Annotated in this window: 15 protein-coding genes; all 15 read right to left on the bottom strand. The window is 66.4% G+C overall.

Annotated elements, in window-relative coordinates:
* Position 1: 1 nt before the first annotated feature.
* The 15 genes from ACQ1RG_RS16655 to ACQ1RG_RS16585 all read right to left on the bottom strand — a co-directional run bounded on the left by ACQ1RG_RS16655 (position 2) and on the right by ACQ1RG_RS16585 (position 11,841).
* Positions 2-148, bottom strand: coding sequence for a hypothetical protein (locus ACQ1RG_RS16655; RefSeq protein ID WP_197931904.1), 147 nt, complete (start codon positions 146-148; stop codon positions 2-4).
* A gap of 209 nt (positions 149-357) precedes the next feature.
* Positions 358-897: a hypothetical protein gene (locus tag ACQ1RG_RS16650; RefSeq protein WP_430600340.1), complete on the bottom strand. Its 540-nt coding sequence runs from the start codon at positions 895-897 to the stop codon at positions 358-360.
* Positions 898-988: 91 nt separating this feature from the next.
* Positions 989-1,498 carry a hypothetical protein gene (locus tag ACQ1RG_RS16645; protein WP_430600339.1) on the bottom strand — a complete coding sequence of 170 codons (510 nt, stop codon included), beginning with the start codon at positions 1,496-1,498 and terminating at the stop codon, positions 989-991.
* Between the two features lie 8 nt (positions 1,499-1,506).
* Positions 1,507-1,791 carry a hypothetical protein gene (locus ACQ1RG_RS16640; protein ID WP_197931901.1) on the bottom strand — a complete coding sequence of 95 codons (285 nt, stop codon included), beginning with the start codon at positions 1,789-1,791 and terminating at the stop codon, positions 1,507-1,509.
* A 71-nt stretch (positions 1,792-1,862) separates the two neighbouring features.
* The gene (locus ACQ1RG_RS16635) at positions 1,863-2,282 is read right to left on the bottom strand and encodes a hypothetical protein (protein ID WP_430600337.1); all 420 of its coding nucleotides are present in this window, start codon (positions 2,280-2,282) and stop codon (positions 1,863-1,865) included.
* The gene (locus tag ACQ1RG_RS16630; protein WP_430600335.1) at positions 2,279-2,707 is read right to left on the bottom strand and encodes a hypothetical protein; all 429 of its coding nucleotides are present in this window, start codon (positions 2,705-2,707) and stop codon (positions 2,279-2,281) included. Before ACQ1RG_RS16630 ends, ACQ1RG_RS16635 begins: the two co-directional genes overlap by 4 nt.
* Before the next feature lie 9 nt (positions 2,708-2,716).
* Positions 2,717-3,106, bottom strand: coding sequence for a DUF6093 family protein (locus tag ACQ1RG_RS16625; RefSeq protein WP_430600334.1), 390 nt, complete (start codon positions 3,104-3,106; stop codon positions 2,717-2,719).
* Positions 3,103-3,531 (bottom strand): Gp19/Gp15/Gp42 family protein, encoded by a 429-nt coding sequence (locus ACQ1RG_RS16620; RefSeq protein ID WP_430600332.1) that lies wholly within the window; start codon positions 3,529-3,531, stop codon positions 3,103-3,105. The genes ACQ1RG_RS16625 and ACQ1RG_RS16620 overlap by 4 nt, the downstream gene beginning before the upstream one ends.
* Positions 3,532-3,936 (bottom strand): hypothetical protein, encoded by a 405-nt coding sequence (locus tag ACQ1RG_RS16615; protein ID WP_430600330.1) that lies wholly within the window; start codon positions 3,934-3,936, stop codon positions 3,532-3,534. It abuts the gene before it with no gap.
* 14 nt (positions 3,937-3,950) lie between these two features.
* A complete protein-coding gene (locus ACQ1RG_RS16610) occupies positions 3,951-4,931 on the bottom strand; it encodes a major capsid protein (RefSeq protein WP_430600328.1) in 981 nt (326 codons plus the stop codon).
* Between the two features lie 20 nt (positions 4,932-4,951).
* Positions 4,952-5,560 carry a hypothetical protein gene (locus ACQ1RG_RS16605; RefSeq protein WP_430600327.1) on the bottom strand — a complete coding sequence of 203 codons (609 nt, stop codon included), beginning with the start codon at positions 5,558-5,560 and terminating at the stop codon, positions 4,952-4,954.
* A gap of 243 nt (positions 5,561-5,803) precedes the next feature.
* The gene (locus ACQ1RG_RS16600; RefSeq protein WP_430600326.1) at positions 5,804-7,324 is read right to left on the bottom strand and encodes a hypothetical protein; all 1,521 of its coding nucleotides are present in this window, start codon (positions 7,322-7,324) and stop codon (positions 5,804-5,806) included.
* Positions 7,275-8,657, bottom strand: a complete 1,383-nt coding sequence (locus tag ACQ1RG_RS16595; RefSeq protein WP_430600324.1) for a phage portal protein — start codon at positions 8,655-8,657, stop codon at positions 7,275-7,277. Before ACQ1RG_RS16595 ends, ACQ1RG_RS16600 begins: the two co-directional genes overlap by 50 nt.
* 15 nt (positions 8,658-8,672) lie before the next feature.
* Entirely contained in the window at positions 8,673-11,300 is a 2,628-nt protein-coding gene (locus ACQ1RG_RS16590) for an LAGLIDADG family homing endonuclease (RefSeq protein WP_430600322.1), read from the bottom strand.
* Positions 11,287-11,841, bottom strand: a complete 555-nt coding sequence (locus ACQ1RG_RS16585; RefSeq protein ID WP_430600321.1) for a hypothetical protein — start codon at positions 11,839-11,841, stop codon at positions 11,287-11,289. The genes ACQ1RG_RS16590 and ACQ1RG_RS16585 overlap by 14 nt, the downstream gene beginning before the upstream one ends.
* Positions 11,842-12,011: the final 170 nt, after the last annotated feature.

The raw sequence follows: 12,011 nt of genomic DNA, 5'->3' as shown, positions 1-12,011 counted from the left end.
GTCAGGGTTGGAGTCCGACGGACCACACGAGGGCGTCGGGGACGGCGTACTCGCGGTCCTTCTGGTACTGGCGCAGCGCCGTCGTCGCGTGACAGCGGGCGGGCGGGTTGGGGGCGAACTTGCCGGCGTTCTCGATCGCCTGGCACACGGCCTTCTCGTACCCGCAGATCGGGCACAAGCCAGCCCGGTACTCGGCGAGGGAGAGGAACCAGTCGCGTTGCGTCTCGTCCCATTCGGGTTCGGCCTGGGACGAGAGGAGCCGACCATCGTCGTCGTAGACGTAGGTGATGGTCGGCTCCCAGCCGTTGAAGCGTTTGACGCTGATGCCGAGGCGCTCGGCGGCCTCGACTTCGCGTCTCAGCTGCGGTTCACGGCGGAGGCGGTCTGTGAGAAAGGGACCGACGTGGCCTGCCGGTTGATGCCGATGAGCGCAGAGGTGAAGTCGGCGTACTGTGCGTCCGAGAGTTCCTCAGACACCTCAGCCCAGTCGTCACCGGTGAAGTCGACCTTCTTGCCGGAGAGCTTCCGGTGCGCACCGACGATCGACTTCGGAATGGCGGCGTCGGCGAACGTATCGGTGTTGAACCCGAAGTGGCTGTCGACGTCGTTGTTTTCGCGCGCCGGGTGGGCTGCGACCAGTTCGGCGAACTCGGCGCGCTTGAGCGCCTTGAGCTTCACGCACACGGTCGACTCGTCCATCTTCTTCTCGATGTCGAGGATCTTCTCCGCGACCGCGCGCATGTCAGCGGAGTACGGGTTGTTCAGGCGTTCCTTGGCGGTGGTGAGCCTGTTGAGGCGATCGAGCTCCTCGCGTGCGGCCTGGTGGTCGGCGAGCAGTTCGAGGTTCGTGACGAGGTCGACGACGGCGGTGGGGCGAGTGATTCCGAGCTTGGACATGGTGTGATCTCCCGTTCCTCCCGTGAGCGATGGATGAGAACCTGTCCCCGCCCAGACGGGAGTGCCGGGCGGAGACAGGAGGTTGGTGCGGTCAGGCGGCGATCGCGACGTCCGTGCGCACGTCCCCGAAGATGAACTGCGGGATCGTGGCGCGGGTGACGGAGTTCGCCTCGGGGGCGAGGACCTGCTTCTCACCGGCGGTGGCCGGGTAGATGGTGACCTTCTGGCCCGCCTCGAACGGCTCCTCGTAGGGGACGCCGATGCGCTCCACGTAGTAGCCGCTGACGCCCTCACGGATCGTCTCGACGGCCTCGTTGGAGTCGGTGGCGTTGTCGGAGTTCGTGTTGTCGATGACGGTGATCGACAGGCCCGGAGTCTTGCGGCCCGGGCGACCGAACTCCTGACGCGAGCACAGGCGCGGATCAGAGATCGTCGCCTGCTCCTTCGTCGGGGACCACCCGTCACCGGTCAGGTAGCAGCTGATGTCGAGTGCACCCGCCGCGTTGACCTCGGTGAGCTTCGGAGCCTTGGTGTCGGCGATCGCCGGGACGAACACGACCTTGAAGTTGCCGTCCGCCGGCGTCGATGGAATTTCAGCCATGACTGGCCTCACTTTCTTGAGTTGGCCCGAGCCGGCTTCGACTCAGGTGTTTCGGTGGCGTCGGCGGATGCCTTGGCCTCGCCGTCCGACTCCTGGCTGTCGTCGGACGAATCCCGGTCAGCGGCACTGGACCGCTTCGCGGGGACGTAATGCTTCGGCGGCCGCGGGGCGCGGGCGCGCGGGTACCGGTCGTCGTTGAGCAGCTCGAACGCCTTGCCGATGCGCGGGTCGTCTTCCGGCACATCGAACTGGTGCTTCGTCGAGGTGTCCTTGACGCGGACGAAGTAGGGCATGAGGTGCACCTTTCGGGTATGACGAAGGCCCCGAACCGGGACGGTGCGGGGCCTCAGGAGGGCGATGGTGGTCAGTGCTGGGTGGCGGTGAGCTCGTACTCGAGGACCGTGAACACCGGATGCCGGTTCGCGGTCGTCAACGTCAGCGACTCGTCCTCAGCGATCTCGCGGGCGTTGACGAGATCCAACGGCGAGGTCGACCACCCCTCCGCGATGGGGCGAGCGCCCTGGATGAGTGGGTCGAGGTTGGCGTAGACGGCGCGCACGGATTCGTGGGTGACGCCGGCGATGGTGACGTTGACACGGACGCGGCGGGCGAGGCGGTTGTGGGCGAGGGACCGTGAGCGGGTGGTCGGGATTTGCACGCGGGCGACGGTCCACGGGAAGAGGGTGTCGAGGTACTGGCCGCGCTCGTTGGGCTTGACGGCCTCGAAGTGCGTGTCCTCGGGAAAGAGCGCTTCGATCGCGTCGGTGAGTGCGAGGATGCTCACAGCATGTCTCCGAGGCGGTGAAGGTAGTCGTCGATGACGTCGAACTCGCGTTCGACGGGTTCGTCGAAGTCGAGGGTGCCTCCGCCGCCGTTGGCACCGCCGAAGTAGGCGATGGGGGCGAGTTTGCCTGGAGTCGCAGGCTTGGTCTTGTGGCTGCGCTTGGCAACTCGGGCTGAGGTTCGGACGACGCGGTCCTTGTCGGGGCCGAGTTCGATCTCGACGCCGCGGGCGGTGCGACGCTTGTCGAAGTTGATTGCCGGGGCGATCCGTTTGAAGTATTCGGACTTCTGTGCTTCGGCCTGCAGGTTGCGGCGGGCCTCGACGGCGCCCTTGGTGAGGATCGCTTCACCCTCAGTGCGGACGGCGACTTGGAAGTCGTCGATCGCGTTGAGGAGCTTCTGGGTCTCTGAGGTGTCGAGCGGCACGGGTCCTCCTCAGTCGGCGATGTAGTCGACGAACACGCGGTAGGCGGTGCCGAACGTCTTGAACGGGGCCTCGGAGACGAGGCGAAGTTGCCGTCCGACGAGCAGCGGGTCGACGGTGGAGGTGATGATCTCGGCGACGTCGCCGACGTTGATGCGGTATGCGCCGACGGGCAGGTGGATCGAGAGGCGCTGAACCGTGTACTGGACGCCAGCGGTGTCGCGGGACTGCTCGTAGCCTTCGTAGGACTGCAGCTTGGCCTTGCCGTCGTAGACGACTTGGGTGACGGGGGTGACCTTGGCGGTGACCCGGTCAGTTTCCTGGCCGGTGATGCGGCGGATGATGACGTGGTCGACCATCATCCGCTCGGCGAGGGCCCGGCCGGCACGGAGCGCGCTCACGGCCACCGGTCTGGCCACACTTCCGCGAACCCCGGGCGGGGCTGCATCGTAATCGAGAACGCCTCGGAGCCTTCGGTACCCGGGCCGAGTTCCTCCCACTCGTCGGCTGTCGGTTTGAGGTCGGCGCGAGCCGCCTCCGAGCCCAGGCCGTAGGAGTAGTCGTCGATGCGTTCGTTCTGCTTGCCGTCGGGGTTCTTGACCTTCCGGCCCACAACCTGGGCGACGATCTTCGTGACCAGCGCGGCGTACACCGGGTCAGTGGCAACCCTGACAGCGAGGTCAGGGATCCGGGACTGGATGGTGGCCTCGACGTCGCTGATCCACGCGTTGACCTGCTCGACCTCGACCGCATCGTCGATGCGGCGGCCGAGACGGGTCTGCACGTCTTGGAGGTTCGCGAAAGCCATACCATCCAGTCCCTTCACTCAGTTGTCGACGAGTTCGCGGATCTCGTTGCGGTTGAGACCCTCAAGCTCTTCCTCGGAACGACCGGTGGCGAGCGCGTAGTCGCGCCATGCCTGTCTCGAGCTATTGCCGCTGGGCTTGACCGCCGGCCCGGTGTGCTCCTCTTCGTCAGAGTCGCCGTCATCGTCGGTGTCGGCGGCATCCAGTGGAGCGTCGGCATCGCCGGTGGCAGGCGTCTCGTCGGTACCGGTCTCGTCGTCATCCGTGGAATCGGCGTCGCCGGTCGGCTCGGGCTCTTCGTCGGTCAGGCGGTAGCCGTGACGTTCGAAGTAGGCGAGCGCGGCGGGGTCGTCGGTGCGCCCCTGGCCGTCGGAGAAGACGACACCGGCGACGGTTCCGGTGTATCCCTTGACTGGGGTGGTCACGCGTTTCATGTTGCTCACACCGCCTTGACCTTGATGCCGCGGAGGACGGCGGCGGCCTTGGTGGCCTTGAGCGCGACCGAGGCAGGTCCGAGTTCGACCTCGCCCTTCTTCACCGCGCCCGAGGAGGTGAAGTCGGGCAGCCACGTGCGCACCATCTGCGAGCCGACGGTGGTGACACCGTGGAATCCATCGAGACCCACGCGGTAGGCGTAGATGTCGGTGGTGCCGTCGGCCGCGATCGGGATGATCGGGTCGTTGGTGCCCGGCTTCGCGCCCGGATCGGCGAAGAGGATCCCGCCGTAGGTTTCGCGGACGATCGGACGTCCGTCCTGCCCCACCAGGTCCTCGACCGGGTTCTTGACGTACTCACCAGCACGGCGTGCAGCGGCGCGCAGGCGCGCCATGGCGCGCTTGTTGCCGAGGATCACCGTCGGGGTGCCGTCGAGCGACATGAGGAACTCGTCGATGAGGTCGAGTGCCTTGTGCTCGGCGCGCGGGTTCGTATCGAAGTCCGTCCAGTCCGCGTTCCCGTTGATCTCGGTCGAGGAACCGACGAGGGCCTTGTCGAGGCCGTCGAAGCCGGCGGCGTCCGTGGCAGTGTCGCCGTTGATGACGAGATCCTGGAACTTCGTCACGGCGGCCTTGATCTTCTGCCCCATGTTCAGGGCAACGGCAGCCGAGGCGGCGGGGCCGAGCGAGGCGATCACACGGTCGACCTCGAACGAACCACCAAGGACCGCGAGTTCCGTGGAGTGGTGCGAGGTCTCGACGCTGCCGGGCGTGTACTCGGTGTTGAGTGGACGAGTCGCAGCGGTCGCCTGAGTCTTGAGTCGGCGGTAACCGTAGGTGAGGGTCGCCCCACCGCCGGCCGGGTTGACCGCGTCGTCGAAGATCAGGGAGTCGAGGATCGACGATTCCTTGCGGAACTCGTCGATGACTGCCGGATCGTAGTCTTCCTGAGTGTTGTTCTTCGCTTCAACGAGCGTGACAGGCATTGCGCTGTCCTTTCACTAGGTCAGGCGTAATGCTGGGTGACAGCATCCGCCAGGTTCTTGGGTTTCGGCTTATCCGAACCGTTCCCCTGGGAACGGTCCGGCTGAGGTGTCGGGGGCGGAGGCGGTGTTGCCTGGCCGAGGATCTTCTTCAGCTCGTCGGCATCAGCCTCGAGCTCTTCCTTCGTCGACCCGCTCAGACGCCGGGCCGCCGAAAGGGAGAGGCCCTTGGACTCAGCGACCTGGTACTTGAGCACGAGCGACGCGTTCTCAGAGTTGGCCTTCTGCAGCTCCTCCCGCTCCTCGGCGTCCTTCTCGGCCTGCGACTTGTTCGCATCCTCGAAGGCCTTGATCTGAGCTTTGAGATCCGCGTTCTCCTTCTCGGCCTGCTTGCGTGCATCACGCTCGGTCTGCAGCGCCTTGAGACCTCCCTCGCGGAGGCCGTCGTCATCGTTCGGTTCATCTCCCGAACCTGCGCCGTCCTGCGCGGCAGTACCGTCGGTGCCGGTGGTGCCCTGATCGCCAGAGTCACCGCCGGCCGTCGCGGCATCGGCCGGAGCGGCGAAGAACCGCATGCGCGGATCGGCAGAGGAGAACGGGTTGAGGGTGATAGCGGGAGTGGTGCGAAGCATGAGAGCCTCCTTGGTTGACTGCATCGCGCAGTAGCGGCCTCGACCGCATCGCACGGACGAGGGTGGTAAAATCAGTGGCGATGGGGGTCCCTGCCTCAGCCTTGAGATAACAGGCCGACTGAACGGGCGGGCGTAGCCCCCATCGTCGTGTCAGAAGGAATCGGCGCGGGCCACACGACGGGAGAAATAGAGAACGGCTCGCGCTGTCCAATACGGGACTGCGAAAGCCGTTCACCTCCCATTCTATGCCGATTTGCGCAGTCGTTCCAGGGTGTTGCTCTTGGTGACGAGGATGACCTCGACGAGCCTTCGGTCACGGTTGAGTCGACGTTGAGCCTCGGCGCGGATCTCCGAGTCCGGGAGCCTCGTTCGACGAGTGTCCAAGACCATTCGGTCTGCCTGAGACCTCGCTCGTCTGAACTGGTTCGATATCGTATGCTGGCCCTCACCAGTCGGTGCTTTGAACTCCCAAATGGTTCCGTCGACCTCGACATCGGGATTCTTCACCTCCCGGCCATGCACCACCTCACGGAACTTCACGTTCATCCCGTTCGCGGCAAGGACCATCGCAGTCTCAACCTCGTGGCGCTGCGGCATCGACTTCGGATCATCGGGGAACGTGATCTTCCCACGCTTCGGGTCAGGGCCAGGTGCCGTTGCCCCGGCGCGCGGCGGCCGCGGCGGTTTCGCTCCACCACCAGCACCCGATGTCGCAGCCCCAGGTGCGGTCGGCGGTGTCGGGCGGCGCGTGCCACCAGCACCCGTGGCCACCCGGCGGATCCCGCCCGACGACGAGCCGGCGCCCATCCGGATGACTCCGTGGGGGTTCTGGCCCTGCTCGGTGATGTAGCCGTACCGGCGAAGCAGCTCCCTGGCGGCCGCGCGGTCGCCGCCGGAGCGGCGAACGATCTCCTGCACCGAGAGCCGGCGGCGACCGGCACGACCTGCCTCTGTGCCCGACCGGAAGTATCCTCGGCGGGTTGTGCCCTCGCGCGTGAACCTGCCGGCGGCCGCCATGCCACGGCGGGCGTTGACGACCTGGAAGATGTCGGCGCCCTCTTCGATCGCGAGAGCGTCACTGGCCCCGAAGTCACGGATTCGCTGCGCCGGCGACAGAGACTCGAAGTAGGCGTAGGGGTCCGTGGTCATGTCCCCGGCGACGTCCTCGGACGCCGGGACTCCACGGCAGTCACACCCCGGGTGCCGGTCGAAGCCGGCGTTCCAGCGGTACCAGCGCCCCGCGAGCACCACGCACCGTGGGCACGACGGGGGGTTGAGCATCCGCACGAACCCCGTTGCCGACGATGCCGCCAGACCGGCCGCCTCGGCGGACCGTCCAGCATCAGCCATCGCGGTGCCGGCGGCGAGCGTGAGCCACTGACCGCCGCGCTGCAACGCGCGACCAGCCTGCGCGCCCTCGGCGACGCTCATCTTCGCCCGGACTACGGAGAAGCTCAGTGCCTCAGCCAGCGGAAGGCCGTTCTGTCCGTTGACTCCTGCGAACGCCCCCGGCACGACCTGCCCGGCCAGTTGCGAGCTCAGCCCCACCTCGGCGAGCGCCGACGGTAGGTAGTCGGCGGCGGCCTGCGCCATGCGCAGTTGCGCGGTCGTGACGATCCGGGTGATCTGGGGGCCGACACGGATCCAGCCGGCGTCGAAGTCGGTGCCCATGCGCGACCACTGGCGGTTGACCGCGTCGAGAGCCTCGAGCTTCTCAGCCCCGATCTGCCGCTGGTACGTCAGCGCCGACGAGGGCAGAGACATCCTGCTCCTGCTCCTTCTCCCGCTCGCGGTTCAGATACGGGTCGGCATCCTGGCGGGCGAAGTACTCGCGCTCCTTGGCCTTGCGTGCCTCGGACCAGCCCATCTCATCCCACGCGCCCTCGCGGGAGAGGATCGGGGTGCCGCCGGCGAGCTTCTGGATCGCGTCGGAGCGCTGCGAGATCGTCGGGGTGCCGGCGTCGTGCCATTCGACCCGGATGCGGCCGTTGACAGGCCACTGGCCCGTGCGGAACCGTTCACGCAGCGCCATGGTCCAACCCCAGCCGGCGCCGAAGGACACCTGTTTGCGTTCGCAGTTCTTCACCAGCCGGGCCTCGTCGGCACGGATCGCGCCCTCGGCGGCCGGGTTGACCGACTGCTGACCCATGTACCGGGTGGGCAGGCCGGTGATCGCGGCGGCGAGCGCCATGTAGTGGTTGACGGTGTCGTGGAAGTTCTTCAGCGAGGACGGGGTGAAGCTGCCGACCTTCGCGTCCTTGTTCGCGTGTGCCCAAATGCCGGAGAAGTATGACTCCCAGACAGGGATGGGGTCGCCGTTCTTGTCGACGAAGTCGCCCTTCGTCATGCCGAGGACGTACTTCTGTGGCACCGAGTGGGTTTCGGCGGCGATCTGCAGGTTCGTGAGCGTGCGGGCGACGGCGTCGGTCATCGGGATGATGTCGTGGATCTCGCTCGTGCCGTCCCAGGAGCCGAGGCGCTGCCGGTTGAGGAGCATGATGACCGGGACGCGGCCGAGCGCGTGCTTGTCGCGGGAGACTTCCTTCCACGCGCCGGCGTTCTGACGTTCGAGCCAGATCGTGGCGTCGGGGAGGTAGAGGGTCGCGGAGTCCTGCCGGCTGGCGTGGTCGATGTACTGGCGCAGGGCTGCTTTCATCCGGCGGGTGCGGTTGTCGATGAGGGCGTTCATGTACCGGGGGGATTCGACGGTGATGAACGGCTGGTCGGTGTCGTCTTCGTTGGAGCCGACGGTGATGAACGAGCGGCCGAAGATCATCGCCTCACGGTGCGCCTGCGGGGCCTGGGCGTCCATGTCGTTGTACTCCCAGCCCTCGCGCAGGCCCGCGTCGGCGAGTTCCTGGCCGGGGAGGATGAGGGACTTCACGTCGAGGCGGCGTTCGGGTTCGTCGACGGCGATGCGGGGCAGGTTGACGATCGTCTCGAACCTGCGCAGGTCAGGGGGTACGGCGAGACCGATGTGTTCGAGTCTCTGCATGCCCTCGTAGTAGCGGTCCAGTCGGGCGAGAGTGGGGCGAGCCTTCTCGTGCCGGTTCCGGAGTTCCGAGAACAGAGTCTGCTCGTCGCTTGAGAGAGCCACGCTCACCCCTTTCTGTCATCGGTAGACCCACATGCGGTTGTCGACCTCGTCCCATCCCTCGGCGCGCGAGTCTGCCGCGGCCTCGTGGGTGAGGACGTCGGCCATGAGGAGGTCGATTTTCTGGTGTTCGGACGGTTTGCCGAGGATGTACTTGTCCCCAGGCTTGGCGACCTTCCTGGCGGCGAGCGCGTGGGTTTTGGTCTGTTCGCAGTCGTCGTGGGTGGTCAGTTCCTCGGTGGTGTCCTCGAGGTACCTGACGAGGGCGTCGTACATGCGGTTGATCTGGTTCGTCGGCCACATCACGACGACGTCCTCGCCGTGGTTGGCCGCCCAGGCGTCGGCCTGGGTCTCCCAGTGGCGGGGGTCGACGTAGAAGCGGTTGACCCGGTACCGGGCCATGAGCTCGTCGACGGCGGCGGTGACCTCCGAGCGGGGGATGCGACCTTCCCACTCGTCGGGGTTCCAGTAGGTGGGTCGGTCGTCAGGTCCGTAGGTGGGGGTGAAGCGGTGGCCGTCGATGGTCTCGGCGCGCAGCGCGGTCCAGTCGGCGGACCGGGAGCCGTCGAAGCCGAGGGTGATCATGGTGCCGTCGGGGACTGTGACCTGGGCTTGGGTGCGGTCCCAGAGCGCTTCGAGCATGTAGGAGCCGAGGCCCTGGACGAGGCGGTTGCCGTAGAAGCGTTCCGCCTGCGTGGGGTCAGTCTCCACGAGCTCCTCGGCGAGAGGGTCGATCGCCGAGGTGGTGTCGACCCAGGGGGAGTCGGAGTAGACGTACTGGTGGATCTTCGCCCTGTCGCGCTTCTTCTTGTAGTCGAGGTCGACCGGTGGTTTGCGGTGGTAGCGGAAGATGTCCTTCTGCCGGGACTGGAACCCGCGCTGCGCTGCGGAGTTCTCCATGGGATCCCACGGGTTCGTCAGCTCGATCGTGCGCCCCTGCATGCCGGCGACACCGCGCGAGATCGTGTTCCACGTGTCGAGCATCTTGTTCGTCTCGGTGTAGAGGCCCGACTCGTCGCCGAGCGCCCCGGTGAGCGGCTGACCGAGCTTCGACTTCGCCGCCGAGGACAGGGGCACGATCTTCCCGCGGTTGGGAAGTCGGATGAAGCCCTCCCGCACGTGCACGAACTCCTGCAACGGCCCAGAGAGGATCATCGTCTGCAGCGGCTCGTAGACGTTGTTCGTCTGGGACTCAGCGAACGCGACGAGCCCAATGAGGGACTTACTGCGCGGCCGGCCTTTCGCCTCACCAGGCTCGTAGACGTACTCCCACCCACAGCTACAACCGTGGTCCTCACAGCGGTAGACGTCGTCGGCGAGCGCCCACCCGTCGAAGAGAGAGGGGCCGACGGCCTCGAGAAGGAGGAGTCCGGCACCCCACGGGGACTTCCCGCAGTTGCCGGTCGGGATCATCTCCTTACCGGCCAAGAACACGTGAGAGCCGGCGGAGACCGTGATGCACTGTGTCGGCTCGTCTGCGATGCGATCGATCGCGACGATCCGACGATGCTCGAATTGGGCGTGCGAACGACCTGGTTCCTTCAGACGGTTCTGCTTGCGCGGGAGGGAGAACACCGGCATGTCCGATCGCGCAGAGAACGATATCCGGAACTTCGGGCCCGTCACCCTGCCGTAGAGTGTCGCTTCCCCTTCAAAGCACAGCGGCTTCACACCCAGAGTGGCCAAGAGTTCCATGACGTTCTCGGCGAGCTCGGGCAGCACCGTCGTGAACTCGCACTTGCCGCGCAAGTCCGCATGCCCATCGGTGTCCATGAGGCCTTGCAAAAGCGCCCACCGCTGCTGTGCTGAAGCGCGCAGGTACTCTCTCGGAATATGTTTGTGACCAAGAACCCCCGCGTCGCGGAGCTGCCGGCGCAGGCCAGCAATCCCGTGTCGCAACGTCTTTGAGTCTTCGTCGCGAACTTGGTATCCAAGTCCGCGGATCCGGTCGAACACCTCGGCGTCCGGGCAGATGACGCGGCCGCCGTCCGTCTCGCCATCTCCCAACCACACTCCGAGCAGGTACGGGTCGAGCGGCAAGTCTGCTTCAGGCAACTGCAGTGGTCGAGCGTTCGGCACCCGGAACCTGCGAGCGCCATGCTTATCCTCGAGGCGACCGATCATATCCTTCGTGCGAAGCCGGGCGGCCTCATACTTCGCCGACGGAGTCCGGACTTCAACCCACCACTCGTGGTCACCGCAGGCCACCAGCGACGACCCGTCTGAGAACGTCACTCGGTAGGTGTCCGAGTGGAACACCGCTGACTTGGCGACCACTCGCGTTGGCCTGCCGTCTTCGGCGAACACCTCGGCACCGACGTCGATCGCTCCGATGGTGGTCCACCCGTTGGGTGTCGGCACTGGGGTGTCCAGCGCGAGCGCCTTCTGGGGGCCGACGACGATCGATCGGCGGTAGTGGAACGGCGCGAGGAGCCGACGACGGTCGACGACGGCGTTCGGGCGGATGCGGTAGTGATTGACCGTGCAGTAGAGTTGCCAGCCGTTGAACGTCAGCGACTCGCCCTCGTAGACGCCACCGGGGACGCGGCAGTGCGCCTCGATCCAGTCGGTGGCGAGGAATCCGAGGGTGTGCCGGGGGTCGAAGTCGAGGGTCAGGGGTGCCGGCTGCTCGCTATGAGCGTCCACCGGCGGCCTTCAGCCTGTCTCGGGCCGAGGGCGTCGGCGCTGTGGGTTCCTTCGTTGCGGCCTCGGCGCGCTTGTCGGCGACCTCGTCGTCGGTGATGTCCCAGCCGAGCTCGCGCATTCCGGCCTGGGTGAGGCCGATCTGGTCGCGGTAACGGTGCAGCTGGGCGACGAGGGTGGCATTCGCGTCGGGCTCCTTCTCGACGAGGGCCTTCAGCCGGCAGTACTCGCCGATCGAGGACCACAGCCACCGATACCGGGGAGCGGACCATGCGCGGCCCTGGGGGAGTGCCCACACGTCACGCCAGACCTTCATCTCCCGCCGGCGCAGGGAGATCGTGGCCGTGTTGTCGACCTCGACGGTGCGGGTCTTGTCGACGACGACCACGCGGCGGCGGATCATCTTCGGCAGCGGGAACTCCGGCACCGGGCCGTGGTAGCCCTCGGCGGGGAGCTGCTTGAACGTCAGCCCTCGGCGGTCCGAGCGGCCAGAATTCGGGTCGACGGGTGGGCCGGATCGGCTGCGCGGGCCTCCACTGACCATGGGTATACTCCGTTCCTCGGCATCGCGCCGACATGAGAAGTGCCCCGCGAATCGCTCGCGGAGCGGCTGACCCAGAGGGTCAGAACGAGTCCGACCGGGCAAGCGAATAGGGTTTCTGACCTGGGAATTTGAAAATGTTTGAACCCGTTTTGGTTATCTGAGGCCTCCCC

Origin of the sequence: Brevibacterium sp. K72, from assembly GCF_050562175.1 — a bacterium.
GTDB lineage: Bacteria > Actinomycetota > Actinomycetes > Actinomycetales > Brevibacteriaceae > Brevibacterium > Brevibacterium casei.
The sequence above is the reverse complement of the archived record's forward strand: the minus strand, read 5'-3'. Positions and strand labels throughout refer to the sequence as shown.

What these genes read in the sequence shown, in the direction of transcription:
- ACQ1RG_RS16610 (WP_430600328.1), bottom strand. Translation starts at nt 4,931, where the DNA reads ATGCCTGTCACGCTCGTTGAAGCGAAGAACAACACTCAGGAAGACTAC.
- ACQ1RG_RS16650 (WP_430600340.1), bottom strand. Translation starts at nt 897, where the DNA reads ATGTCCAAGCTCGGAATCACTCGCCCCACCGCCGTCGTCGACCTCGTC.
- ACQ1RG_RS16640 (WP_197931901.1), bottom strand. Translation starts at nt 1,791, where the DNA reads ATGCCCTACTTCGTCCGCGTCAAGGACACCTCGACGAAGCACCAGTTC.
- ACQ1RG_RS16600 (WP_430600326.1), bottom strand. Translation starts at nt 7,324, where the DNA reads ATGTCTCTGCCCTCGTCGGCGCTGACGTACCAGCGGCAGATCGGGGCT.
- ACQ1RG_RS16605 (WP_430600327.1), bottom strand. Translation starts at nt 5,560, where the DNA reads ATGCTTCGCACCACTCCCGCTATCACCCTCAACCCGTTCTCCTCTGCC.
- ACQ1RG_RS16645 (WP_430600339.1), bottom strand. Translation starts at nt 1,498, where the DNA reads ATGGCTGAAATTCCATCGACGCCGGCGGACGGCAACTTCAAGGTCGTG.
- ACQ1RG_RS16585 (WP_430600321.1), bottom strand. Translation starts at nt 11,841, where the DNA reads ATGGTCAGTGGAGGCCCGCGCAGCCGATCCGGCCCACCCGTCGACCCG.